At 45.9% G+C, this 24195-nt stretch carries 22 protein-coding genes; 12 read left to right on the top strand and 10 right to left on the bottom strand.

Going from position 1 to position 24195, the window contains the following annotated elements; all coding sequences use genetic code 11:
* Window positions 1-52: 52 nt before the first annotated feature.
* Together IQ263_RS00105 and IQ263_RS00100 are read right to left on the bottom strand one after the other, a co-directional pair.
* Window positions 53-427 carry a type II toxin-antitoxin system RelE family toxin gene (locus IQ263_RS00105; protein ID WP_194065595.1) on the bottom strand — a complete coding sequence of 125 codons (375 nt, stop codon included), beginning with the start codon at window positions 425-427 and terminating at the stop codon, window positions 53-55.
* Window positions 420-755, bottom strand: coding sequence for a hypothetical protein (locus IQ263_RS00100; protein ID WP_228049682.1), 336 nt, complete (start codon window positions 753-755; stop codon window positions 420-422). The genes IQ263_RS00105 and IQ263_RS00100 overlap by 8 nt, the downstream gene beginning before the upstream one ends.
* Before the next feature lie 160 nt (window positions 756-915).
* Here IQ263_RS00100 and IQ263_RS00095 point away from each other — a divergent pair, with 160 nt between their 5' ends.
* Window positions 916-3642 carry a valine--tRNA ligase gene (locus IQ263_RS00095; RefSeq protein WP_194065594.1) on the top strand — a complete coding sequence of 909 codons (2727 nt, stop codon included), beginning with the start codon at window positions 916-918 and terminating at the stop codon, window positions 3640-3642.
* A gap of 315 nt (window positions 3643-3957) precedes the next feature.
* On the top strand, window positions 3958-4428 hold the full coding sequence (locus IQ263_RS00090) for a hypothetical protein (protein ID WP_194065593.1): 471 nt from the start codon (window positions 3958-3960) through the stop codon (window positions 4426-4428).
* Window positions 4429-4474: 46 nt separating this feature from the next.
* On the opposite strand, the gene crtB is transcribed toward IQ263_RS00090, so the two are convergent.
* Both crtB and pds read right to left on the bottom strand, forming a co-directional pair.
* Window positions 4475-5404 (bottom strand): 15-cis-phytoene synthase CrtB, encoded by a 930-nt coding sequence (crtB, locus tag IQ263_RS00085; protein WP_194065592.1) that lies wholly within the window; start codon window positions 5402-5404, stop codon window positions 4475-4477.
* Window positions 5405-5612: 208 nt separating this feature from the next.
* A complete protein-coding gene (gene pds / locus IQ263_RS00080; protein WP_194065591.1) occupies window positions 5613-6986 on the bottom strand; it encodes a 15-cis-phytoene desaturase in 1374 nt (457 codons plus the stop codon).
* Window positions 6987-7178: 192 nt separating this feature from the next.
* Here pds and IQ263_RS28100 point away from each other — a divergent pair, with 192 nt between their 5' ends.
* Together IQ263_RS28100 and IQ263_RS00070 are read left to right on the top strand one after the other, a co-directional pair.
* A complete protein-coding gene (locus IQ263_RS28100) occupies window positions 7179-7733 on the top strand; it encodes a DUF6009 family protein (protein WP_228049681.1) in 555 nt (184 codons plus the stop codon).
* An 84-nt stretch (window positions 7734-7817) separates the two neighbouring features.
* Window positions 7818-8456: a restriction endonuclease subunit R gene (locus IQ263_RS00070; RefSeq protein ID WP_194065590.1), complete on the top strand. Its 639-nt coding sequence runs from the start codon at window positions 7818-7820 to the stop codon at window positions 8454-8456.
* A 194-nt stretch (window positions 8457-8650) separates the two neighbouring features.
* Here IQ263_RS00070 and IQ263_RS00065 read toward each other — a convergent pair whose 3' ends face one another.
* The 5 genes from IQ263_RS00065 to IQ263_RS00050 all read right to left on the bottom strand — a co-directional run bounded on the left by IQ263_RS00065 (window position 8651) and on the right by IQ263_RS00050 (window position 12295).
* Window positions 8651-9856 (bottom strand): TFIIB-type zinc ribbon-containing protein, encoded by a 1206-nt coding sequence (locus IQ263_RS00065; protein WP_194065589.1) that lies wholly within the window; start codon window positions 9854-9856, stop codon window positions 8651-8653.
* 86 nt (window positions 9857-9942) lie between these two features.
* Window positions 9943-11031: an SPFH domain-containing protein gene (locus tag IQ263_RS00060; protein WP_194065588.1), complete on the bottom strand. Its 1089-nt coding sequence runs from the start codon at window positions 11029-11031 to the stop codon at window positions 9943-9945.
* A 20-nt stretch (window positions 11032-11051) separates the two neighbouring features.
* The gene (locus IQ263_RS29100) at window positions 11052-11174 is read right to left on the bottom strand and encodes a hypothetical protein (RefSeq protein ID WP_255515772.1); all 123 of its coding nucleotides are present in this window, start codon (window positions 11172-11174) and stop codon (window positions 11052-11054) included.
* The gene (locus tag IQ263_RS00055; RefSeq protein ID WP_194065706.1) at window positions 11158-11907 is read right to left on the bottom strand and encodes a Uma2 family endonuclease; all 750 of its coding nucleotides are present in this window, start codon (window positions 11905-11907) and stop codon (window positions 11158-11160) included. Before IQ263_RS00055 ends, IQ263_RS29100 begins: the two co-directional genes overlap by 17 nt.
* Before the next feature lie 181 nt (window positions 11908-12088).
* On the bottom strand, window positions 12089-12295 hold the full coding sequence (locus tag IQ263_RS00050; protein ID WP_194065587.1) for a hypothetical protein: 207 nt from the start codon (window positions 12293-12295) through the stop codon (window positions 12089-12091).
* Between the two features lie 84 nt (window positions 12296-12379).
* On the opposite strand from IQ263_RS00050, the gene IQ263_RS00045 reads away from it, so the two are divergent.
* The 8 genes from IQ263_RS00045 (at window position 12380) to IQ263_RS00010 (ending at window position 20100) form a co-directional block, all read left to right on the top strand.
* Window positions 12380-12547: a hypothetical protein gene (locus tag IQ263_RS00045; RefSeq protein ID WP_194065586.1), complete on the top strand. Its 168-nt coding sequence runs from the start codon at window positions 12380-12382 to the stop codon at window positions 12545-12547.
* A gap of 36 nt (window positions 12548-12583) precedes the next feature.
* On the top strand, window positions 12584-14686 hold the full coding sequence (gene dnaK, locus IQ263_RS00040) for a molecular chaperone DnaK (protein WP_194065585.1): 2103 nt from the start codon (window positions 12584-12586) through the stop codon (window positions 14684-14686).
* A gap of 124 nt (window positions 14687-14810) precedes the next feature.
* Window positions 14811-15872 (top strand): DnaJ C-terminal domain-containing protein, encoded by a 1062-nt coding sequence (locus IQ263_RS00035; RefSeq protein WP_194065584.1) that lies wholly within the window; start codon window positions 14811-14813, stop codon window positions 15870-15872.
* A gap of 493 nt (window positions 15873-16365) precedes the next feature.
* Window positions 16366-18801 (top strand): dynamin-like GTPase family protein, encoded by a 2436-nt coding sequence (locus tag IQ263_RS00030; RefSeq protein WP_194065583.1) that lies wholly within the window; start codon window positions 16366-16368, stop codon window positions 18799-18801.
* Window positions 18802-18839: 38 nt separating this feature from the next.
* Window positions 18840-19043 (top strand): hypothetical protein, encoded by a 204-nt coding sequence (locus IQ263_RS00025; RefSeq protein WP_194065582.1) that lies wholly within the window; start codon window positions 18840-18842, stop codon window positions 19041-19043.
* Window positions 19024-19389, top strand: coding sequence for a type II toxin-antitoxin system PemK/MazF family toxin (locus IQ263_RS00020; protein ID WP_193972757.1), 366 nt, complete (start codon window positions 19024-19026; stop codon window positions 19387-19389). Before IQ263_RS00025 ends, IQ263_RS00020 begins: the two co-directional genes overlap by 20 nt.
* Before the next feature lie 28 nt (window positions 19390-19417).
* Window positions 19418-19858, top strand: a complete 441-nt coding sequence (locus IQ263_RS00015; RefSeq protein ID WP_194065581.1) for a KGK domain-containing protein — start codon at window positions 19418-19420, stop codon at window positions 19856-19858.
* Window positions 19855-20100, top strand: a complete 246-nt coding sequence (locus IQ263_RS00010; RefSeq protein ID WP_194011628.1) for an HNH endonuclease — start codon at window positions 19855-19857, stop codon at window positions 20098-20100. Before IQ263_RS00015 ends, IQ263_RS00010 begins: the two co-directional genes overlap by 4 nt.
* A gap of 125 nt (window positions 20101-20225) precedes the next feature.
* Here IQ263_RS00010 and IQ263_RS00005 read toward each other — a convergent pair whose 3' ends face one another.
* Entirely contained in the window at window positions 20226-24104 is a 3879-nt protein-coding gene (locus IQ263_RS00005; protein WP_228049680.1) for a glycoside hydrolase family 2 TIM barrel-domain containing protein, read from the bottom strand.
* Window positions 24105-24195: the final 91 nt, after the last annotated feature.

Below are 24195 nucleotides of genomic sequence, written 5' to 3'. Positions count from 1 at the left end.
CCAGTTGAAGATATCGAAACCTCATCTTCTACGGCGCAAGATTCCCCAACTCTTAAATATCCTCTCGATCTTCGCTCTGCTGCTGCTCGTATTCTGTAATAATGTTCTGAATATCCTCTGCTGCAATATCGACTTGTTCGGATTTGGTGTAAAGGGTCAGCAAAATGATTCCCGTTGCTGTTTGGACGTAGTAAATTAAACGGTATCCACCACTTTTACCTTTTTGAGTGTCGCTATTTCGGACTCTTAACTTGAAGACGGCATAACCCACTCCAGCAATTCGATCTCCTGGCAGCTCTCCCCGTGTGAGTTGTTCGATAACGGGTTGAATATCATTGCGTATGCTGCGGTATTTTTTGGCAAGAGTGCGTAAATTGCGATTGAAGGTTGGTGAAACTATAACTTGAATTAAGGGCAAGTCAGTCATTTTCAATTCCTTCCCACATTTGAGCAACCGAAATGGTTTGCCCAGTCATGGCTTCGTGCCAAGCTTGCCGAAAATCTTGTAGAAGCGCTGCTTTAGATTGACCCTCCCCGTGAATTTCTGAGGGTTCTGAAATACTAAAAGAATTAGCAGCAGGCATCTCTTGGACTTCTACTGAGAAAACCTCTGACCGATTATTTTGCGAAATGATGACTCCCTGACGTTGCTTTTGGCTTAGAAACTCTATAAAACTCGCAACCAATGCCAGATGTTCTGGAGAGAGTCGATCGAGCCATAGATCAATTTGATGTCGAAGTGGTGCTACATTCATAATGCCATCATACCTATTAATTTTACCTTCATTTTAACGTAAACCCGCCCCGCCTTGAATATCGCTCTTCCCTCTGCTTTCTCTGGCACTGATGCGGTTTAAAACTCTTCTCCTCCCTTCTGTGGCACAATCATAAATAAGATAAAACCCTCAAGCCACCATGACCGCAAACCTACCGCCCCAATACGACCCCAAAGCCACCGAAACCAAGTGGCAAAAATACTGGGAAGACAATCAAACCTTCAAAGCTGACCCCGAAGCCGGCGGCGAACCTTACTGCGTCGTCATTCCGCCGCCCAACGTCACCGGCAGCCTCCACATGGGACACGCTTTTGAAGAGACGCTGATTGATGTCCTCGTCCGCTATCACCGCATGACTGGACGCAATACCCTGTGGTTGCCGGGAACGGATCATGCTAGCATCGCTGTTCAAACTATTCTCGAAAAACAACTCAAAGCAGAAGGCAAAACTCGCCACGATTTAGGACGAGAAAAATTCTTAGAACGGGCTTGGGAATGGAAAGCTGAGTCTGGCAATACTATTACTAATCAACTCCGCAGTTTGGGCGTGTCTGTCGATTGGTCGCGGGAACGCTTTACGATGGATGAAGGCTTATCCGCTGCGGTTTTAGAAGCTTTTGTGCGCTTGTACGATGAGGGGCTGATTTATCGCGGTAATTACTTGGTGAATTGGTGTCCGGCGAGTCAGTCTGCTGTGTCGGATTTGGAAGTTGACCAGCAGGAAGTTGAGGGGCATTTGTGGCATTTCCGCTATCCTTTGACGGACGGTTCCGGTTATTTGGAGGTGGCGACGACTCGGCCGGAGACGATGTTGGGCGATACTGGGGTGGCTGTGAATCCACAGGACGATCGCTACAAACATCTTATCGGTAAAACTGTGACTTTGCCCATTCTCGATCGCGAAATTCCAATTTTTGCCGATGAATTAGTTGACCCAACTTTCGGAACTGGCTGTGTCAAAGTGACTCCCGCCCACGATCCGAATGACTTCGAGATGGGCAAGCGCCACAATTTGCCGTTTATTAACATCATGAACAAGGACGGCACTTTAAATGAAAATGCCGGAGAGTTCCAAGGACAAGACCGATTTGTTGCCAGAAAAAATGTGGTGAAGCGGTTAGAAACTGACGGGTTTTTAGTTAAAATAGAAGATTACAAGCACACAGTTCCCTATAGCGAACGCGGCAAAGTTCCAGTCGAACCGTTGCTATCTACTCAATGGTTTGTCAAGATCGATCCTCTTTCTCAACGCGCTTTAGAAGCATTAGATCAAAGTAACTCACCTGTCTTTGTTCCTGACAGATGGACAAAGGTTTATCGTGATTGGTTGGTGAAGCTAAAAGATTGGTGTATCTCCAGACAATTGTGGTGGGGACACCAGATTCCGGCTTGGTATGCTGTTAGCGAAACTCACGGCGAAATTGCCGACACGACTCCTTTTGTGGTGGCGAAAACTGAAGCTGAAGCTAGGGAAAAAGCTGCGGCTAAATTTGGGCAAGATGTTGAGTTGGTCAGAGATCCAGATGTATTGGATACTTGGTTTTCGTCTGGATTGTGGCCTTTTTCTACTTTGGGATGGCCGGAAAAAACTCAGGATTTCGATTTTTACTATCCCACAACTACTCTGGTGACTGGTTTTGATATCATCTTTTTCTGGGTTGCTAGAATGACGATGATGGCCGGACATTTTACTGAAAAGATGCCTTTTGATACTGTTTACATTCACGGTTTGGTGTTGGATGAAAAAGGTCATAAGATGTCTAAGAGTAAAAATAACGGTATTGACCCGCTGCTGTTAATTGGTAAGTACGGGACTGATGCTTTGCGCTACACTTTGGTTAAGGAAGTGGTAGGGGCCGGTCAAAATATTCGCATGGAGTACGATCGCAAAACTGATGAATCGAAATCAGTCGAGGCTTCCCGGAATTTCACAAATAAGCTGTGGAATGCGGCCCGGTTTGTGATGATGAATCTGGAAGGACAGACTCCGCAGCAGTTGGGAAGTCCGGCTGTAGAAGGCGGTAGTTTGGAATTGTGCGATCGCTGGATTCTTTCTCGCTATCATCAAGTTGTGCAACAAAGTCGCAATTCTTTGGAAACTTACGGCTTGGGAGAAGCGGCTAAGAATCTTTACGAGTTTATTTGGGGCGATTTCTGCGACTGGTATATTGAGTTAGTTAAGTCTCGCTTGCAACAGGATGCTGAACCAAATTCTAAGAAAGTCGCGCAGCAAACTTTTGCTTTTGTGTTGGAAGGAATTCTGAAATTGCTGCATCCTTTTATGCCACACATTACTGAGGAAATTTGGCACACTCTGACTCAAACAGGTGATAGTGAATGTTTGGCTTTGCAAGCTTATCCTGAAGCGGATATCTCGCTAATTGATGCTGATTTGGAACAGCAGTTTGAGTTGTTGTTCGGTACAATTCGCACTATTCGTAATTTGCGGGCAGATTCTGATATCAAACCCAGTGTGAAGGTGACGGCGATTTTGCAAAGCGAAAGCGAGAAGGAACGCCAAATTCTCTCGGATGGAAGCGTTTACATCAAAGATTTGGCTAAGGTGGAAAATCTGACTGTTACTGCTAGTTTGGATGGAGATTTGGGACAGACAATTGCTGGGGTTGTCGGTACTGTACAAGTATTGATTCCTCTGGCTGGGGTGGTGGATTTGGTGGCTTTGCGCGGTAAATTAGAGAAGAAGTTGAGCAAGGTGGAAGCTGAAATTAAGCATACTGCGGCGCGTTTGACTAATCAGAAGTTTGTGGATAAGGCTACTCCTGATGTGGTTCAGGGGGCGCGGGATGCTTTGGCTGAAGCGGAGAAACAAGCGGAGATTTTGCGCGATCGGCTAAAGTTGTTTTAATAGTTAACGGTTGATTGTTGACAGTTGACAGTTGACAGCTAAGTTGAGGCGCATCTAAATTCTACAGTCAAGGTAGTATCAGTCTTCTATCTGAGTCCCCATCCTCTCGATCCCCCCTAATTCCCCTTAAAAAGGGGGATGCGAGGGGGATCGAGTCTCGGCTACAAGCGAGATATACAAACAACCAATAACAAATAACAAACAACCAATAACAAACAACCAATAACCAATAACAAATAACCAATAACAAATAACCAATAACAAATAACCAATAACAAATAACAAATAACAAATAACCAATAACCAATAACCCCTATGCTATATTTAGCCCAAGTACACAAGAAGGATATTTTAGGTGAAATAAGTCTGCAATTACTGGCCTGTCAAAATGCTGATGAGACTTGGGCTATTCTTCCCGAACAAACTGTCTTGATAGTGCCGCCCAATTGTAATCAAAATGTGTTAAATGAAGGAATGCTAGTATTAGCAGATATTGGCGAAAATCGCCACATTTTGCAGGTTCAAACAGCTACAAACTGGGTGCTAGAATTAGTTGAAAAGTATTTAACCACAGGCTTTACTCCCGATTTTTGGCAGCAAGAAGCCCAGAAAGCAGAAGAGTGCCGCCAATCTCTCACTTTGCAAAGTCAAGAATTGTCTCGGAGATCGATCGAACTTGAAGCCCGCCGCGAACAAATTCAAAATTTAGAAGCCAAACTCCAGCAGGAAAAAGAATTGCTGGAAAGCAAAAATCAGCCCTCCGAAGAGAATTTTGATGCGCCATAACAAAGTCCGCCGGCGCGGACTGATATAGAAGCAATATTGCCGGAGGCTAAAGCACTTTTGACTTTATCCAAGCGGCGGGGAGACACAGCAATTTCTGAGAATTGCTGACATAAGCCCGCTTCTGGAAAACATCGTACTGATTCCGTTCGATCGCATTTAAGATTCTGCTGTACAACATCGTAGCAGCCCACACTGTCCAGCGGATATCGGGACTCAAAACTTTGATTCCGGGCTCGGCGCTGGCGTATAATTTGCGAGCTCGCTGGATTTGAAACTTCATCAACTCCCGCCAGCGGTTGTCAATCACACCGTTGAATAAATCTTCTTCGGTGTAGTTAAACAGCGCTAAGTCTTCTAAGGGCAGGTAAATGCGGCCGCGACGGGCGTCTTCTCCGACATCGCGCAGAATGTTAGTTAACTGCTTGGCTATACCGAGGGCGATTGCTTCTTCCTTGGGAATTTTATTTCCCCAGTGCCAATTCCAGTTGGCAGCCCGGTTCGATTCGTCTACACCCATTACAGACATCGACATCAGCCCGACAGTACCCGCTACTCGATAACAGTAAAGATTGAGCTCTTCAAAAGTTTCGTAGCGGCTGCGGTACAAGTCCATTTGCTGGCCCGCAATCATCTCTCTAAACGGCTGAATGTCGATCGGGAAACGAGACAAGGTATCCACCAAAGCCACGTCGTAATCGTCGTGGGGATGGCCGGCAAACAATGATTCTAGGCGTTTTTCCCACAGATTTAGAGTTTCAGGGGTTGTGGCCTCAGAACCTGGCCCGTCTACGAGTTCGTCGGTGCGGCGGCACCAAACGTAAATCGCCCAGATAGCCCGACGCTTGGCTTCGGGCATGAGTTGAGTGCCTAAATAAAAATTTTTGGCATAACTCGCTGTGACTTGGCGGCACAATTCGTAGGATTCTTCCAAAGAAGCCAGAGTTCTCATGCACTGGAGTTTTGACAGTTGCAGCATCCGAGAATAAGAAATTTAAAGATTAGAACTGACATTCCCCCGTTGAGACAACGGGAGATTCTTTTACGTCTTTAGGAATGACGCATCCGAACCGAGAAACCTGGTTTTTGAACCGAGATTGAGGGTTTTCAGCAAATATTTTGGCTAAAAACCCGGTTTCACGTCGCCCGCGCGCAAATCCCAGTATTTATGAAAAATTCTTAATTTTTCATTTGTTATTGGCCGTTGAAATAGCCTGCGCTGTCAGCTTACCAGAAAGCACAGCACCTTCCATACTCGCAAGATAACGCTGCATTGTATAATCCCCCGTTAGATAGAAATTGCTAATGGGAGTGGTTTGGGTGGGACGGCACTCTTGACGGCCGGGAGTGGCTTTGTAGACGGAACGTGGGGTTTTGACTACGTGATATTTGAGCAGTTTGGCGGGTTCTGGGATTTGGTCGGGAAAGAGTTTTTCTAACTCGACCATTGTGGCTGCGACGATATCTTCGTCAGATTTGCCTATCCAGTCTTTGGCCGGTGCGAGTACCAGTTCCAGCATGGATTTGTCTGGGTTGGCATATTCGCGGCAGGTGTTGCTCATGTCGGCGTAGACGCTCAGCAAGGGCGATCGCGAGAACAGCAAGTGGTCGATATCTGTTAACTTGCGATCGAACCACAAGTGTACATTAATCACCGGTACACCCTCCAAACCTTCGAGCTTTTTGAAATAACCCATTTCGGCCCAAGGTTTCGGCATCATCAACTTCAGCGGGTCAACCGGCATCGCCGAAACGTAAATATCAGCCGTCAGAACTTCTGACTCTGCCCCCTTGACACCCCGAATCTGGAAACCGCGCACCGTGTTGTCATCATTGAGCAAAAACTCCCCGATGGGTGCATTCAGCCGGACTTCGCCACCGCGCTCAGTTATGTAGTCTACCATCGGCTGACACAACCTCTCCGTAGGGGAACCGTCTAAAAAAGCCATTTTCGAGCCTTTTGTCTCTTGCAAGAAGCGGTTGAGGGCTGTCAGCAGAATGGTTGCAGATATTTCGTGGGGGTCGATAAAATTCAGCGCCTTGGACATGGCGATGAATACTTCTTTTTCGACTCTGGGGGGGACGTTTTGCTTTTTGAGCCACTCGGAAAAGGAGTATTTGTCCATTTCTTCGACGTATTTCTGGCCCTGAAGTATCGCCGGAACCAAACCGAGGCCGAAACTTATTTTTTCGCCCCAGGTGAGCATATCGTTGTTTCTGAGGATAGCCACAAGGCCGTTGAAGGGAGCCGGAATATTCGGAAAGTCAAAGCGCGAATAGGTTCCGGGTGTTTCCGGCTGATTGAAAATCATCGAGTGCTCTTTCCATTGCAGCCGGTCTTCGATGTCTAGTTCTTTGAATAGTTGGAGCATATTTGGGTATGCACCGAAAAATATGTGGAGGCCGGTTTCGTACCAGTCGCCGTCTGCATCTTTCCAAGCGGCTACTTTGCCGCCGAGTACGTCCCGACTTTCTAGGAGGATGGGGGTGTGACCCGCATCGGTGAGATATTTTGCACAGGATAACCCTGCTAGGCCGGCTCCGGCGATCGCAACTCGCATTTAATACTACTGCCCTCTGTTCGCTTCGATTTAATTATACTTTACAACTCGTTACATTTTTTGGAAATGGGGCTGGTGGAGGTGAGGAGTGCGGGGATGCTCTGAGTTATTTTTGGCGTAGTTGAGTTATGGCGTTGCCATATTCGCCATGCGTGCTATAATGTGGTTATCATCCACATAGAGGTAAAAATTATGGGCGGTTTTGTCAGAGACGAGACGTTAGTACACGAAGCTAAAATTGTCTGGCTTGTAGATATCAGTAAAATGCCTTCTTGGGTGCGAGAGAGCGAAGTAGATTTTTGTAGCAGAAAAGGGGTCTCTAAAGAACGTCTTTCAGAGCTTCAGCAAGAAGGTCAAATCCTGTTGGGATATGCAGAATTAAAAGATGGTGCTCCCCCTACTTTTACTGAAGGAAATCACGAGTATTTTAACAGACGGATTTTCACAATTGGAGAAAAAGACCCTGAACTTTACAAAGTAGATTACCCAGTAGAAGCAGTGGAACCATTAAGTGTAGAACCCAAACTCAAGGGTCTACCTCCGAGTAAAAAATCTCAAATAGCTGTTAGAGTTCCTCCTAGTCTTTTTAGCAAGCTCAAAAGATATGTTCAGCAAACGGGCATATCTCAAACTGATGTCATAGTTAGCGCCCTAGCTAAACACCTAGATTCTGTCGAAGGTGTACCCATGATTCAGAGGATACTAGAACTAGAAAAGAGAGTTGATGCGTTGGAAATCCAGAGTTAATAGAGGCAGTAATTAGCCCAAAAATCCATTTGTAAGGTGGCCTTTGCCACCTTACTACACAATCTGTATAGACTTCAAACAACGATGGCACAAACAATTCAAGCTAGAAATGTTGCAATAAATGATTTGGAAGCCCAATTCAAAATTGAGTGGATTGAGGATGACCACTTCTTTCGGGAGTGGCAAGATGATTTGCCAGAAATAACTGATGCTGAAAAACAGCGACTAGACAGAGTGAAAGCAAGTTACAGAAATTTGCTCAAACATCCGCCACTTCTAGAAAATACAGTCAAAATGGTCGTACTGTCTCCGCTTTTAGATTTAGCTGATTTTTATCTGGCTCCTTTTCATGTTACTTCTGAAAAATCTGTAGAAATTATTGACGAAGATCAAGGACTAATTGTCAGGGGACAAATGGATGTTTTGGCTTTGTTTCAGGAGTTTTGGGTAGTAGTTGTAGAGTCGAAAAAAGCGGCGTTTTCTTTGGAAGTCGGTATTCCGCAGTTATTAGCTTATATGTTAGGTAGTGTGACGGGCGATCGACCTACTTACGGTTTGTTAATGAATGGCTCTAACTTCTTATTTGTCAAGTTGGTTAAGGGGGAAACACCGCAGTACGCTTTTTCTCGCTGGTTTTCTATGTTCAATCCGGGGAATGATTTGTACACTGTGCTGAGTATTTTGAAGCGTCTCGGTGAGTTGAATGTTGATAATATAGTTTAGCAAGCGATGCCGCGCAACGATGAATCAGAAACCGGGTTTTTCCGACAATCTTGCGCTTTCATCGAAAAACTTGGCAAAAAACCCGGTTTCTCGGCCGCGCAACGATGAATCAGAAACCGGGTTTTTCCGAGAATCTTGCGCTTTCATCGAAAAACTTGGCAAAAAACCCGGTTTCTCGGCCGCGCCACCACAACTCAAAAACCAGGTTTTTCCGACAATCTTGCGCGATCGCCCACAAAGGAAGTTGGTTGGGATTCGGGATCGGGTAGGCCGGGAATAGGGAGATATCTCCAATTACCACTAAACAATAGGTACATCGCACCTGCAAACACGATACCGCTAACAACAGCAGCAGTAATCTTCCAAACACTGTAGGGACGTTCGCCTTGAACTTCGGCGGTGCGAGCATTAACTATTACTTGATATTGCTTGTTTTGATAGCGATAGGCACACATCCACACTGGTAGCAAAATATGCTTAAAAGTGATAGCATTGTAATCTGTAGAAATGCTGTGAACCCGCTGCTCGTCGCCGCCGATATGTCTACAAACATCCCAGTGAATAGCACCCGCCATGATATTTTTAGCAGAGTCAAATCCTAGAGGGAGAGAAACTTGCGATCGCTGTGCTTCAAACCCAGCTAAATAAGATGAATTGTAAGGGCGCAATGACTCCTTGAGATGCCAAGGTTCTAGTGCATCCAGACGCGGGCGATCGACTGAAGTTGTCGCCGGAATCAGAATATCGTCAAAAGTGCGATCGACTCTGCCAGAAGCAGGCCACCACCTGGTATGTTGGACTTGGCGAGTTTTAGTTTCAGTTTCACCGTTAGCATTTGTTTCTGTATAACTCTCAGTTATGTAGTAGTGTTCTCCACGATCGCCCTTATAGTAACTCACCGTATAACAGTCGTAAGTCCAAAACGGCAAATAAACCCCTTGAATTTTCTCCGGTTGCGCCAGAGATTTCAAAGCAGAAGGAGCAAACCAGCGCTTGCTGAGCCACTTCTGAATGCTTTCTCTGGCTTGTTTATCAGTAACTTCAAAGGGTATAATTCCCTCTGGTTGCACCCTAGGGCTGGCTTTTACAGGTTGCGTCACAATTGGAGAAGCACAAAACGGGCATCTACCCGCTACTTTCGGCGGTTCAAAAGTAATACTTGCTCCGCAATCATTACATTTTACTTCCAGGGCTGTTGTGGATAAAGTTGTCAGCGCCGTGCGATCGATTTTTAGATATTGTTCGTAGGAATTTTCCTTTACTTCTTCCGCAGTTTGGGGAATTGCATCTTCCCAGCCGCAGTAACCGCACTTGAGTTTTCCTGCTTGGGGGTTGAACTCTAAATAAGCGCCGCAGCTAGGACAGGGAAAACGTTTAACAGCAGGTTCAGAAGTATTCATAATAGTTTATTGGTGATGTAATTGGTAATTGGTAATCGGGAAAGTATTCTAATTACCAATTACCAATTAACTAAAAATGCAAAATTTTAGGCTGCTGCGGTTGGGGGAGGCGGCGGTACTGTCGCCAACAAAGATGCTAATTCCGGTACTTGCGATGCTAATTTCCAGCCATCAAAACCCGCCCGCCAAACCATTACCTGATGTGTCAAACCATTTTGCAAAAGTTGCTCCAATCCAAAAGGGCCTAATTGTTGACCGTTTTGGGCAATATACCACTGAGTTTGTGTTGGTGGGGGGGGCGGCGGCGGTGTTTGCGATGCTGGCGGCTGCATCATATTTGTCATTTGCTGACCCATTGCCATTCCCATGCCTAATTCTAATGCTTGATTGCCGCCGCTGGGGTTATTTGCTGATGCTTCTATAGCATTAGCAGCTTGATATTGGGTATATTGCTGCATATTTCCCAGAAGTCCGATCGAGGCTCGTTTGTCGAGTGCTGCTTCCACTTCCGGCGGCATCGAGATATTTTCAATTAATATCTGAGTTAATTCTAACCCGAACTGCTGGATATTTGGCTGTAGGGCAATGCGTATTTGTTCGCCCATTTGCGTGTAGTTGGCTGCAAAGTCCAGCAAGGGAACGCGGGAATTGCCAACCCAATTGGCAAAGGCGCTGACTATTGTATTGCGGAGTTGTTCGCTAATTTCATCTACTTGAAATAGTCCGTCTGTGCTGATTAATTGTTTTAAAAGTTGTTCGGGATGGGAAACTTTAATGTTGTAGGTTCCAAAAGCCCGCATTCGCACTGGGCCGAGTTCTGGATCGCGGATAATTACAGGGTTAGCGGTTCCCCATTTCAGGTTGGTAAATATCTTGGTGTTAAAAAAGTAAACTTCTGCTTTGAAGGGAGAGTTGAAACCGTAGGGCCAACCTTTTAAGGTGCTCAGAACGGGTAAGTTGCGGGTGTACAGTTCGTGCATTCCAGGATCGAAGACATCGGCAACTTGGCCTTCGCTGACAAAGACTGCTATTTGTCCTGGTCGTACAGTTAGTTTAGCACCTTGTTTAATTTCGTTTTGGTGGCGCTCGAATCGATAGGCAATGGTATCGTTGGTGTTGTCTAACCATTGGATGATATCGATAAATTCGCCGCGAATTTTGTCAAAGAGTCCCATATATTTGTTTTGAGCTTTTGTTAAATTTTAACTTCAATAGGAGCGATCGCTGTTCCCGATCGCCATTGTAAAGTTTTTAGGTGCGATCGCCGCGCTCTGATGGGGGCGATCGCCCTTGCAGACAATTCACAATTCCGGTTCAATTCCAGCCGATCGCAGTTGAGCGCGTAATTGCTCTAATTCTTGTTCGGCGCGATCGGCTCTTTCAGAACCCGATAACAACAGATTACCTTGACTGTCCCACCAGCGAAGCCAAGGTAACTCAGCATTTTGATACATTCCTTGCCAAATTCCCAATTCCACCCCTAACGGTGCGATCGGATAATGGCCGCGATCGTTTGCCTGGACTAAATGATAGCTATTATCTACTAAATGGTAAACTTCAACACTCGCCTTAGTCACTTCATAAATTCCGTAAAATGCCGGACGGATCACATTTTCATAAATCCAGAATTTACCCGGCTTAGTTTCCTGTTTTCCCGATCGCAATAAAGGCGTTCTGTCCCGTTCTTCGGCACCATTGCCAGATACAAATTCTAACACAATTAACGGCGCTACAAATTCTTGCCACATCACGTAAGAACGGCGCAATTGACCGTCAATAGTTGGCGGCACATTGGGGACATAAAACCAGTCTGGCGCTTCTGCACCTTTTTCTAATGGGTCAGTCAATCGCCAATAAATGCCGCTGTCTTGACCGATGCAATAGTTCCCGTCAGCGTGAATTCTTTCTAAAACGGGAGTAATTGAATCGGTTAGTAAGATGCTTTGGGGATGTTCTTGAAAGTTTTTCACAAAAGTACCGTCAGATTCCGGTAGTTGAGTATGGTCTGGCCAGCCTGTGGGATTGTTTTCTACATCTAGGGAGAATTTCATGGTGTTATTTTGATTGCAGTCATTGTTGAAAGCGAGCTTTTGATTTTGATTGTAGGCGATCGATTTCATAGTTTCATTTCATAGTTTCATAGTTGTTGTAAGGTGCGCCACAAGCACCCTACCGAAATATAAATCATAGCAATTCCTCCCGTTCCTCAAATTCCCCTTGTTCTCCCCGCACTCAAGGTTCATCCTGAAAGCAACCGAAAGTTCTCTCAAAAAAAACGGGGGGCCAGCCTAAATCTTCCGGGGTTTTAGCCTCAGTTGCTGGTGTTATGGGCTGGAAAACTACAATAACTTCCAACTCTGTATCTTTGATACCAACGGGGATTTGCAAATGCAGCATTCCGTCGGAACCAACGCGCGATCGCACTTTAATACTTTGCATAATTAATAATTAACCCGTTAAATTTACTTTTTATTCTAGTTTAAAGAGCCTGGGTTGGGCCCTTGAAACCCAACCCAACACATAATGCTGATTCGACAAAGCTGCCGGAGAGCGCCAACCCAACCTACACCCACCTGCAACCCGCCGCGCCCCCGTCTCATCGCAGCCTCAGCCACGAGTGAGAGAACCGCCCGCAGCCCCGTGGCTCGACAAGGTACAATAAATGCGATCGTACTTAACGCTTATATTTAAAAAGCTACACACAACGCCACAGGAGACAACGGACGTATGGGAAAAGTAGTTGGCATTGACCTCGGAACGACAAACTCAGTAGTAGCCGTCATGGAAGGCGGCAAACCGGTTGTGATTGCCAACGCAGAAGGGATGCGGACAACTCCTTCGGTGGTTGCTTTCACAAAAGAAGGAGAACGCCTTGTCGGACAGATGGCCAGACGCCAAACTGTTCTCAACCCGCAAAACACCTTTTACGCTGTCAAACGGTACATCGGACGCAAATATACCGAACTGACTCCAGAAGCAAAGCGCGTCCCTTACACAACTCGCCGCGACGACAACGGAAACATCAAAATCAAATGCCCTCGCCTGAAAAAAGATTTTGCCCCAGAGGAAATTGCGGCGATGGTGTTGCGGAAGTTAGCCGACGAAGCCAGCCGCTATCTCGGACAAGAAGTCACGGGGGCTGTAATCACTGTTCCCGCTTATTTCAACGACTCCCAGCGACAGGCGACGCGGGATGCTGGCAGAATTGCCGGACTTGATGTCAAGCGGATTTTAAATGAACCGACGGCGGCTTCTTTGGCCTACGGTTTGGAAAGAAGAGAAAGTCAAACAATCTTAGTTTTTGATTTGGGCGGCGGTACTTTTGATGTATCTATCTTAGACGTGGGAGACGGAGTATTTGAAGTCAAAGCAACTAGCGGCGATACTCAATTGGGCGGCAATGATTTTGACTCCAAAATTGTTGATTGGTTGGCACAACAATTTTTAGAAAAAGAAGGCGTGGATTTGCGAAAAAACCGCCAAGCTTTGCAGCGGTTGATCGAAGCGGCAGAAAAAGCTAAGATTGAGCTTTCGGGAGTCGGGATTACCGAGATTAATTTGCCGTTTATCGATGCGAATGAAGATGGGCCTTTGCATTTGGAAACGCGACTGACTCGCGGTCAATTTGAAGGGCTGTGCAGCGATTTGGTGCAGCGGCTGCGCCGTCCGGTGAAACAAGCTTTGGCTGATGCAAATTTGAATCCTTCTCGGATTGATGAAATTGTGTTGGTCGGCGGTTCGACTCGGATTCCTTTGGTGCAGGAAATTGTTCGCAGTTTGATCGATCGCGAACCGAATCAAAATGTGAATCCCGATGAGGTTGTGGCGGTGGGTGCGGCAATTCAGGCGGGAATTTTGGCGGGGGATGTCCGCGATGTGCTGCTGTTGGATGTGACTCCGCTTTCCCTGGGCTTGGAAACTATCGGCGGGGTGATGAAAAAACTGATTCCTCGGAATACTACTATTCCTGTTAGGCGATCGGACGTTTTTTCCACTGCCGAAAATAACCAAACTGTGGTAGAAGTTCACATCATCCAAGGGGAACGGGAATTAGGTAGAGATAATAAGTCTTTGGGACGGTTCAAACTCAGTGGAATTCCGCCGGCACCGCGAGGGATTCCGCAGGTACAAGTAGCTTTTGATATTGATGCTAACGGGATGCTGTTGGTGACTGCTTTGGACAAAACTACCGGCAGGGAACAAAGCATTACTGTCCAAGGTGCTTCGACGCTGAGTCAGCAGGAAGTGAATCAAATGATTCGCGATGCGGAACAGTTTGCTCAAGCTGATAAATTGCAGCGGGAAAAAGTCGAAAAACGCAATCGTGCTGAAGCTTTGGCTTATCAAGCTGAGCGGCAGTTGCGAGAGGTGGCGCTCGATCGCGGAATGCAGTTTGCTCAAAGAAGCCGCCAGCGAATTGAAACCTTAATTCGGGAGTTGCGAGACAGTTTGGAACGCAACGACGAGCGGGGAGTTGACCAAGTTGGTTCGGATTTGCAAGATGCTCTTTACGATTTGAACCGCGAAGTTTCAGCTTTTGCTGATGATGACGATGATGATGATTTCTTTGAGTCTGTGAAGCGCACTTTTACGGGCGACGGTACTAAGCGCCGCAGCGATGACAGCAGCTATTATACCAATGCTAAGCCGTACAGGCGATCGACTGTCGATCCAATTCCCGATCGCTCCTACGATCGCTCCTACGATCGCACACCCGATCGCGATCGTTCATACGATCGTCAGGGCGATCGTAGAACCAGCACCAATCGCCCCACTCGCCCCTATCAAAATCAAAGCGACGACTGGGATGATGATGACGATTGGCTGTAATTAGTGGTTAGTCATTAGTCCCCAGTCATTAGTCCCTAGTTTGAAGCGGGGAAGCAGGATGACTAATGACTAATGACTAATAATTAATAACTAATGACTAATAACTAATGACTGATGACTAACTATGCAAAACTTTCGTAATTACTATCAAATACTCGGAGTTCCCAGAGACGCTACGGCTGATGAGATCAAAAAAGCCTATCGCCGACTGGCGAGACAGTTACACCCAGACGTGAATCCGGGTGACAAATTTGCTGAAGATAACTTTAAGGATATTAATGAAGCTTACGATATTCTTTCCGACATCGAAAAACGAGCTCAATACGACCAGTTTAGTAAATTCTGGAAACAAAAAGGATTTCAAGGGAAACAAGGCGTAAAACTTCCCAACTTCAAAACTTGGGGAAATAACAAAGCTAGCCGCCCAAAACCAGCCGAAGATATCGATTTTAGCGATTACTCGGATTTTAATAAATTTCTCGATCAAGTGCTAGGAAGGCGACGGGAAGTGAGGATGGCGACGGCGAATGATGCACCGCGAGTTCCCGCCTCGGAACCTTGGAGTACGGCTTCTAAGAAAACAAGTTATGTTGCTAATTATCGGGAAGATAGAAGGGATTTTGACGATCGCGAAATGCGACGCGAAACTAGAGAAATAGACGATCGCGAAATCAGAAGAGACATCGAGGCCAGGCTGACTCTGCCTTTGGAAAGAGCTTATTCCGGCGGTACCGAGCGCATTCGTTTGGATGACGGGCGGTGGATCGAGGTAAATATGCCTGCAGCGATGGTATCGGGCCAGCAAATTCGCCTGCGAAATCAAGGTATTGGCGGCGGCGATTTGTACTTGAAAATCACAGTTTCTCCCCATCCATTTTTTAGCTTAGAAATGTCGGATATTTGCTGCCAATTGCTGCTGACACCCTGCGAAGCGGTGCTTGGTGGAGATGTGGAAGTGCCGACGCTGGATGGCCCGGTGAAGATGAAACTACCGCCGGGAGTCACCTCTGGAAAGCGGTTGCGGATGGCAAATAAAGGCTATCCGACTGGAAATGGCGATCGGGGCGATCAGCTAGTAGAAATTCAGGTGTTAATTCCCAAGGAAATTAGTGAAGAAGAACGGGAATTATACGAAAAATTGCGGCAGATTGAAACTTTTAAACCGCGTCAAGATTTGTCGGTTTAACTCTGTAGTGCGCGCAATGCGTACCTTAAAAATGACAATGGCTCGTTACCAGGAAGAGCCTGGTAATGCTTCTGGGGCGAGGAAGAGCCTCTGTTGACCTCGCTGCTTAGGCAAACAGAGGAGTGTGCGAGATGTTTAATTTATTTAATTTTCGTTCCTTATACCATTTTTCTAAAAATGTGCTATGGATGAAGTCTTAGCCCCCCCGAACTCGCGGGGGGGGTAATATCTAGCGCTACTTTATCAAATTGGTATTACTACTAATTCTATTGAGCAATCCTCGATAACCTAAGTAAAATTACTGTTGCAATTATTTCTGAATTAGCCGAAAATTAACAATAAGCAATCCTAGATCCACTCCGACCAAGAAACCGGAATTTTTACTCAATCTGTCGGCTCAAACTGAATATTTGACAAAAAAATCCGGCTTCTGAACCCGTGCGTCTAGGATTAACTAAAGTAATTTTTCGACAATCAGGAGAAGTCTGCCGCCATGACTCAAATGCCGCCCCAATGCAACAATCTGCAAGAGCAAGTTGAAACTTTACTGCAACTGCTGCGTCAAGAACCGTCTTTGCGACAACAAGATATTACGGCGGTACAAGCGTCTCTAAAAAAGGCAATTTCTCCTGAATTTGAAATTGTGTTTGCGGGCGCTTTTAGTGCAGGAAAATCGATGTTGATTAATGCTTTGTTGGAGCGAGAATTGCTCTACAGCGCTGAAGGACACGCAACGGGTACTGAGTGTTACATCGCCTATGCTGAATCTGCCGAGAAAGAGCGCGTTGTTCTCACTTTTTCGAGCGAAGTTGAGATTCGCCAGCAAGCCTATGCTCTTTGCGAACAGTTAAATTTAACTACTGAGATAGATATTAATATAACAGATGTAGTAAATATATTATCCCAGGGATGCAGGATAATTATCCAAAAGGAAGGCGGAGAAAATAAATCGGAACTAGCAAAAAAAGCGAAGGCTTTGACTCTGCTGTTAGAAGGTTTTGAAGCGAATCGCGAGCGCATCCAAGCTGTCGATAACGCTACTTATTCGATGGAACAGTTTAATTTTTCCAATCTCAAGGAAGCTGCTAGTTATGCGCGGCGCGGTAGCAACAGTGCTGTGCTGAAGCGAGTTGAATATTATTGTTACCATCCACTGCTGAAAGATGGGAATATTATTATTGATACGCCGGGAATTGATGCGCCTGTCAAACAGGATGCGGAATTGACCTACGATAAGATTGAAAGCCCTGATACTTCGGCGGTTGTTTGCGTGTTGAAGGCTGCGTCGTCTGGGGAAATGACCACGGAAGAGACGGAGTTGATGGAGAAAACGCGATCGAATCCGGGAATTCGCGATCGGCTGTTTTACATTTTCAACCGCATTGACGAAACTTGGTACAACACGCAACTGATCCAGCGCTTAGAAAATCTGATTAATTCCGACTTTCGCGACACTACCAGAGTCTATAAAACCAGCGGCTTGTTGGGATTTTACGGGAGTTTGATTAGAGGGACAACCGGGCGCGATCGCTTTGGTTTGGATACAATATTTGCCGAAAGTCGCGATCGGGTTGATGCAGACACGAATGCGGTTAATTACAGCGAAAACAGTGAAGAAACACCGCAATTTGTCAGCGAATTTAACCGCTACTGCGCCAATTCCGGCAAACTGTCTGCTAGCAAATTTCGGATTTCAGTTAACAGCTACGAAACGCCCAGTCAAAACTACGTGCGGATTCTTGCGGAACAAGGTCAACCGTTAATTCAGCAATTAATTCAAGATAGCGGCATCGAAGATTTTCGCACAGCCATCACTGATTATCTCACCAAAGAAAAGCGCCCGCAACTGTTCAGAAATCTCGCTGACGATTTAGAAGATTTGTGCATTCAACTGCGGAAACAATACCAAACAATCCAGCGGAGTTTGGACAGCCAGCCCCGCGAAATTGAAGCGATGAAAGCCCAAGAACTTTTGCGGTTAAATCAAGAATTGCAGCAAGTCGGACAAGACTTTCGGGAACATATCGCCAAAGAAATCAATGAAATGATTATGAACAAATGCGATATTTTTGACATTGATTTTCGACAACTGCAATCTCGGATGATCCGCCGCTTGGATGAATTGTTAGACGGATTTTCGGTTGAGGCGGCTTACGGACGCACTTTGATGACTCATCCCCGCAATGCTACAGCACCTTTAATTGCTGTTTTAGTGGAAGCGCTTTATTATTTAGCGAATCAGTTGGAAGATATTTTAGTAGAGGCTACTAAGTCACTGATTGATAATTATTTCCAGTATCTGAAAGACAGTGTTCGCAAGTCGGAATACTATCGATTGCTTTATCGGTTGTTGGGGAATGACGGGGGAATTGAACAGCAGTTAGAGGAGTTGTCGCAGCGGGTTTCTCATGCTTTGGTGAATGCAGCGGGCGTGGAGTGCGATCGCTACGTGCGAGAAAGTCCCCGTTTTTACGACGAAGGAACGTTTTCGATTTACCAATTCCGGGAAACATTGCAGCAAACATCCCAAGGTTTTGACTGCGAAAACATGGTAGACGCGCAACCAGCAATTCGGCAATTGTTGAGGCTAGATTTTGAGCCGAAAGTATCTAGAACTATTCGACAAACTTTCCGCCAAACTGTGAATCAAACGCTGAAAGAGCATTTGTTACCGATGGCGGAGAAGCAAGCTGATGATATTTTGCAGAAATACAGTCAAGCCCGCGATTATTTGGAACAAACTTTAGCACAGGAAGCTGAGGAGAAAATTGCCAAGAATCTGCGGCTGCAAGATGAGAATGAAGAGAAGATTCAAGAGTACGATCGGGCGGTTTCTGGGATTAATGATTGTTTGCGGGCGATGAAGTTGCACGAGCATTTGTTGCCTGTAATTGTAGAAAACAATAGCGTTGCAGTGGATCTTGAGTAATTGTGCTATAATAGCCACCAAAGAGCGACTTTAATTCTATGAACCTTCGCCAAAAACTTCTAACAATAATCGAGCAACTTCCAGATGATAAGTTGGCAATACTTCTCAACCTCGCGCTGTTTTTGACAAGAGGGAAAGAATCTGTTCAACCGATGCTTGAATCTCAAGCTTATCAAGATTGGCTGAGTGCGGAAAATGACATTTTTGACGAAATATTTGCCGATGAACTTACGGCGCGGTGATGTAGTGTTGGCTCAAGTGCCAATGCCTTCTAGTCAGCTAACACAGTTTAAACTGCGTCCGGCTGTGATAATTTCGGCAGATAATCTCAACCAAATTCTTGACGATGTGATGGTTGTACCTTGTACTTCTAAGACAACTCGCCCTTTGAGGGTGGCTCAATATTTGATAACAGGAGATGAAATTGCATTAGCTGGTATTAGAGTGGAGTCTGTAGTTAGATGCGAGTCCATTTTTACCCTAAATAAATCAATGATTACTCGCAAACTGGGTTCTCTTTCAACTGAGGCTATAAACCACGTTAATCGCTGTTTAATGGTAGCTTTGGAATTAGAAATAGTAGATTAAATAGGACTTACACGAGGGTGGCAAGAATATGGAAGATAAATTTGATTTTCACAACTGCGGTAATGAGGATGCTTTATCTTTCGGTAACGCAATGCTTAAAGTGGAAAAACTCAAGGAAACAGTAAATAAAGTTTTGCCTGAATATGGGTTGGGAAAGAAACTAAATAGTTCGTTAAGCCAACAGAATCTAGATATTGATGTAGGTTTAACTACTGACCCAACACGTCATTTATATGAAAAATGGTTTGGTGAAGGTATAGATTGTGAAATTCTCAGCGTGGGTTCTCAGGGCTGGCAGAAAGGAAAGATTAAGCTCAAACTCAATGTTACTATAGAATTTTGCCCAGACGAACCTGAAGTCGAAGAAACACCAGAAAACAACGAATCAGAAACTAGCAAACCAGAATCACCCCTCGATGATTTGCGCCGCCAACTACTAAACTCGGAAAATCAACCGCACAATTCATGACTAAAACCCCAAGAATCCCCATTCCACCCGAAGTCAGAAAATACGTATTTACTCGCAACAAATATCAGTGCCAAAGCTGCGGCCAAACCAAACTAGAAGCAGAACTGACGATCGATCATATCATCCCCCTAGGGCGCGGCGGCAGCAACGACATCAGCAACCTGCAAACCCTCTGCCGCCCCTGCAACCAAAGGAAAACCGACAAACTAGACCCGCGCTTCCGGCGACACTTTGATCTGTGATACAGCATTTTTCAGGTAAGTAGGTACTAGCAGAGATAGAGGACACGGCAGTGCCGTTTCCCTACTGCGATCAATTCTCTCTTCTCTTTCTCTGTCTCCTCTGCGCCCTCTGCGGTTAAAAAATCCTACCATCTATAATACCGATAAGGATCGTCCCCATTCTCAAAATCCGCCTTATAATCCCAGTGATAAAACTCCCGACTAGAACCGTTAAACACAGATCCATCCGCCTTAAAAGTCGCCCCTAAATTAGCCAAAATCTGAGCATTTGCCCGAGTTTGCCGCCAGCGAGTAAAACGCAAATAAGTCTTATCATCCGCATTCAAACTGTCCGGGTCAATTTGAGAGAAAATCGCCACACCCTTACCAACTTGTACCCGACTTAACAAACCGTCACCACCGATTTCTCCCCCAGACTTAATCAACCAAGTATCATAAAAAGAGCGCGATCGCAAATCTGAACTGCTAAGCCCCTTCACCTCATCCCAACCCGGAACCGCCAGCGAACCACCGAAATCCTTCGCCTGCTGCAAACCCACGCCCAACGCCGCCACAGGCACTTGACGCGGCAAGAAAAACGCCTTCCCGCCAGCATTCAAATAACCGCGCAAGTCGGCATCTTTCATATTCGCTTCGGCCCCCACAATTGCCAAACCCACATCCTCAGAAAGCGCATTAGCCCGCTGATAAAATACCCCCAAACTGTCCAAGTTTTGGGCATCCTTGTCTCCCCCAATTAAAACAACTTTATCCGGCTTTCCAAGCACCGGAGAAGTCATCCCGTAACTCATAATTTGTTGCACTAACTGCGCCGCCCCACCATCTACAGAATAATGATCTTCCAAATCCAACTCGTTTAAAATCAACCGCCCTTTACCGTAATCCAATTCCATCAGCGGCGAATAAGCTAAATCAAACTCAGATTCCAAAATAGGCCGCCAACCGCTGCGGTGCGGCTTCTCAACAGCAGCGCTGCTGACACCGCCGCGATTTCCCCAATGCCAGCCGTACCAAGGCATACGTGCCGGACTAATTTTTACGCTTGTTTCCATCATATCTGGATAGGCTTCAAGCAGCGTGCTTTCCCCAGTCCAATCGCGCAAATCTTCACTGTCTAAACCGATAACAGCAGGATGGTTGCTATCAACTGGATAAGCGCGGCGGCTGACGTGGGGGGCAACCCGAAAACCCATGTTTTCCAGCCATTCTGGCCCTTGGGGAAATACAATTGCTTTGCCGCCATTGCGTACAAAATTTTCTAAACTTCCAGGCAATTTTTCCCCGCTAGAAAACGCTTCCCTACCGATAATTAGTAGGGGCAATCCCCCCGTGGTTGCCTCTGCATTACCGTTCCAGGGCACAAGCTGATGACCTAGCTGTTTTAACATTGCCGATGTTTTGCCGACTGGATCGAAAATTGCAACCTCATCTTTGATTTTGCTTCCATTGGTAAACACCCGGAAAGGGAATGTATCGGAATGCGGGCGATCGCCCACTCGCGCAGTCAAGCGAATTTCGCCGTCAGTCTTGCTGTAAACGGTATTTGGCAATTTTACATCAATTGGGAAGAATAGCGTGGCTGCTGGCTGAATAACTCCTTTCTTTTCGCCTTCTTTTACTTCGTTCCCTCCCACCAAAACCCGCCAATCAAATGCAAATTCTTGCGGTGTCCTGGTATCGTTAATTAACACTACTTGCTTGGCAAGTTTTCCGCCTACAAAAAAGTTGTGGTCTTTGGCAGTAAATACCGGATTAGCTCCAGCAATCCAAGCCAAAGTCGAGCTATTATTATTCATAATTGCCTCGCCGCCCGGATGAATAGTGTAAGCTTCTGGCTGCAAGTAATTCAAATAATTATTCGAGACTTGCTTCAAATAAACTCCTCGCTGCCCCGCTTGAAATGCCCCCATATCCACCTTATTTCTGCCAGCATCAGAAAGTTCCCAACCGTGTCCGTCATTCCAAGGAATCATCCCTCCAGACATTCCAAAAGTCCGCCAACTCCGCCAAGTATTTGTGCTGAATAACTCCTGCAACTTTTGAAAAGCTGGTGCAAAATCTAAATCCTTGTTAAAGTGCCAGCTTTTATACTTTTGACCTTTGACAAATTGCTCGGGAATTTTAGCTTTATAAGCCGTACTTTCCAACTCATAAGCCTGGTTGCCCAAATAAATTGCCGCAAACTCAGTCATCCAAGGTTCGCTGAGAATTGCCTGACTAAAGCCTTGGCGATTTCGCATCATGGTGACGTGCAACGGTGTCCCAAATTCCACTACCATGTAGGGCATTTCTCCGGTTTTGCTCCATTCGGAAATCCACTCTTCTCTCTCTTGCAGCGGAATCATATTTAAATAAGAATTCAGTGCATAAACATCGCCAAAGTTTGCTCCTTGGTGTACCATCACGGGTCTGGTAGGGTCGGCTGATTTAATAGCAGCTAAAGCATCATTGCCGAAGAGAGTCTTGATGGGCATGGGATCTCTGTCCCATTTCCTGAGAGTTCCTTCTATTTTGCTTTTTCCGATTTGGCGGGGATTTTGGTCTTCACTGTTGCCAAAATAATTAGGACTTGTTGCCCACATTAATACTGATGGATGATTGCGGTAACGGCGCATTTCTGTCACCATTCGCGCTTTCCAGCGGTCTCTAGACAAGGGGTTTTTCCACTTGCCGTTCCAAGCGATCGGACTAATATCTAAGGCCGGCACCATAATTGGAAAACCTTTGAGGTCTGCTCTTTCTGATAACAGTTCTCGAAAGTGCCACCGACCCCGTTCGTCGTGATTCCAAGGCCAGGTTTCTGCTATGTTAAAACCTGCTTTCATGTAGCTTTCAATTAATTTGTCAGCAACTTCTACTATGCCGCTTTCCCAAGAACCATCTGAGTGCAAGATTGGGCGGAGGCGAAACTCTGTGCCGTTGAAGAAAAATTTGCGCCCTTCTATCCAAAATTCGCGGAAGCCGAAAGGTTGGTTGTATTGGGTGTCGATGCCGCTGCCTTTTACTTCTAATTGCAGGGTGTAAAGGTTGGGTTTTTCTAGATCCCAAAGGCGGGGATTTTGCCAGTCCCACTGCACTTTTACTGTTTGAATTGGTTTGGCTTTGACGGTGGCGGTGCCTATAAATTTTTGTTCTACTTTGCCTTGTTCATCGAGCATTTGCGCGATTAGTTGAACTTGCCCATTTTGGGAAACATCTTTGAGTTCTATATCTAATTTAACTTGCTTTTTTCGGGTGGATGTTTGGACGAATACGTCGCTGACTAGCGGGCCTGGGGGAACGCTGAGGAGTCGCACTTCGCCGATGATTCCCCGCGATTGTAGCTTAGATTTTGTTGTATAAATTTCTGTGGGACTCATAATCACGGCTTTGTCTTTTTCTTCGGAGACTGCCGCGACTAAAATAGATAGGGTGTTGTCACCTGGTTTGACTGCTTTGGTAATTTCAACAGTACCGTAAGGCCATTCGATTTGACCGCAATTAATGCCGTTGACAAAGATTACTGCATCGGTGCTGACTCTGGCTAAGTCAATAAAAATTCGGCGGTTTTTCCAGTTGTCGGGAATGTTGGCTGTTTGTTGGTACCAAGCTTTTGATAGTTGTTCGCTGTTGAAGTTTTCCCAATCTTTGCCACTGCCGCGAGTGATGATTCCGGGTACGGATTGCTTGTTTTCTTTTTGCCAGTCTCCGGGCACCCAGATGGAGCCCCAGCTTGGGGATGTGGGGGGGGTTTGGGTGTTGCCAACTGCGGGGACAAATTGCCACTTTCCGTTGAGATAGATTTGGGATCGTTTGTTGTCGATCGCCCGAATGGCCGCGATGGTAAGATTGGGAAAGCCGATCGACGATATCGCACTGTTACTGACCGAATTGGCATTTTGAAGCGCGTAACCCATGAATCCGAAGACGGTGGCGGCTGCGAAGAATAATCCGATAATTTTTGCCAGCTTGTGATTCACCTTAAGTTTCTCCCAGACATGGGTGGAGCAAATTTGTCCCTTCATTTATCATAAGCTGCAGCCTCCATAAATTGCTCGGTTCCGGCGACTGGGGAGAGGGAGAGGGGAGAGGGGAGAGTGGGAGATGGGGAGAGGG

The sequence above is a fragment of the Tychonema sp. LEGE 06208 genome, from assembly GCF_015207505.1.
Lineage (GTDB): Bacteria > Cyanobacteriota > Cyanobacteriia > Cyanobacteriales > Microcoleaceae > Microcoleus.
The sequence above is the reverse complement of the archived record's forward strand: the minus strand, read 5'-3'. Positions and strand labels throughout refer to the sequence as shown.

Excerpts from the sequence above, each read along its gene's own strand:
- IQ263_RS00010 (WP_194011628.1), top strand. The coding sequence starts at position 19,855 with ATGACTAAAACCCCAAGAATCCCCATTCCACCCGAAGTCAGAAAATAC.
- IQ263_RS28100 (WP_228049681.1), top strand. The coding sequence starts at position 7,179 with ATGGGCGGTTTTGTCAGAGACGAGACGTTAGTACACGAAGCTAAAATT.
- IQ263_RS00055 (WP_194065706.1), bottom strand. The coding sequence starts at position 11,907 with ATGAAATTCTCCCTAGATGTAGAAAACAATCCCACAGGCTGGCCAGAC.
- IQ263_RS00005 (WP_228049680.1), bottom strand. The coding sequence starts at position 24,104 with ATGAAGGGACAAATTTGCTCCACCCATGTCTGGGAGAAACTTAAGGTG.
- IQ263_RS00095 (WP_194065594.1), top strand. The coding sequence starts at position 916 with ATGACCGCAAACCTACCGCCCCAATACGACCCCAAAGCCACCGAAACC.
- IQ263_RS00070 (WP_194065590.1), top strand. The coding sequence starts at position 7,818 with ATGGCACAAACAATTCAAGCTAGAAATGTTGCAATAAATGATTTGGAA.
- crtB (WP_194065592.1), bottom strand. The coding sequence starts at position 5,404 with ATGCTGCAACTGTCAAAACTCCAGTGCATGAGAACTCTGGCTTCTTTG.
- IQ263_RS00060 (WP_194065588.1), bottom strand. The coding sequence starts at position 11,031 with ATGGGACTCTTTGACAAAATTCGCGGCGAATTTATCGATATCATCCAA.
- dnaK (WP_194065585.1), top strand. The coding sequence starts at position 12,584 with ATGGGAAAAGTAGTTGGCATTGACCTCGGAACGACAAACTCAGTAGTA.
- IQ263_RS00015 (WP_194065581.1), top strand. The coding sequence starts at position 19,418 with ATGGAAGATAAATTTGATTTTCACAACTGCGGTAATGAGGATGCTTTA.
- IQ263_RS00105 (WP_194065595.1), bottom strand. The coding sequence starts at position 427 with ATGACTGACTTGCCCTTAATTCAAGTTATAGTTTCACCAACCTTCAAT.
- pds (WP_194065591.1), bottom strand. The coding sequence starts at position 6,986 with ATGCGAGTTGCGATCGCCGGAGCCGGCCTAGCAGGGTTATCCTGTGCA.
- IQ263_RS00025 (WP_194065582.1), top strand. The coding sequence starts at position 18,840 with ATGAACCTTCGCCAAAAACTTCTAACAATAATCGAGCAACTTCCAGAT.
- IQ263_RS00035 (WP_194065584.1), top strand. The coding sequence starts at position 14,811 with ATGCAAAACTTTCGTAATTACTATCAAATACTCGGAGTTCCCAGAGAC.
- IQ263_RS00050 (WP_194065587.1), bottom strand. The coding sequence starts at position 12,295 with ATGCAAAGTATTAAAGTGCGATCGCGCGTTGGTTCCGACGGAATGCTG.
- IQ263_RS00045 (WP_194065586.1), top strand. The coding sequence starts at position 12,380 with ATGCTGATTCGACAAAGCTGCCGGAGAGCGCCAACCCAACCTACACCC.
- IQ263_RS00020 (WP_193972757.1), top strand. The coding sequence starts at position 19,024 with ATGAACTTACGGCGCGGTGATGTAGTGTTGGCTCAAGTGCCAATGCCT.
- IQ263_RS00100 (WP_228049682.1), bottom strand. The coding sequence starts at position 755 with ATGAATGTAGCACCACTTCGACATCAAATTGATCTATGGCTCGATCGA.
- IQ263_RS00065 (WP_194065589.1), bottom strand. The coding sequence starts at position 9,856 with ATGAATACTTCTGAACCTGCTGTTAAACGTTTTCCCTGTCCTAGCTGC.
- IQ263_RS00030 (WP_194065583.1), top strand. The coding sequence starts at position 16,366 with ATGACTCAAATGCCGCCCCAATGCAACAATCTGCAAGAGCAAGTTGAA.
- IQ263_RS00090 (WP_194065593.1), top strand. The coding sequence starts at position 3,958 with ATGCTATATTTAGCCCAAGTACACAAGAAGGATATTTTAGGTGAAATA.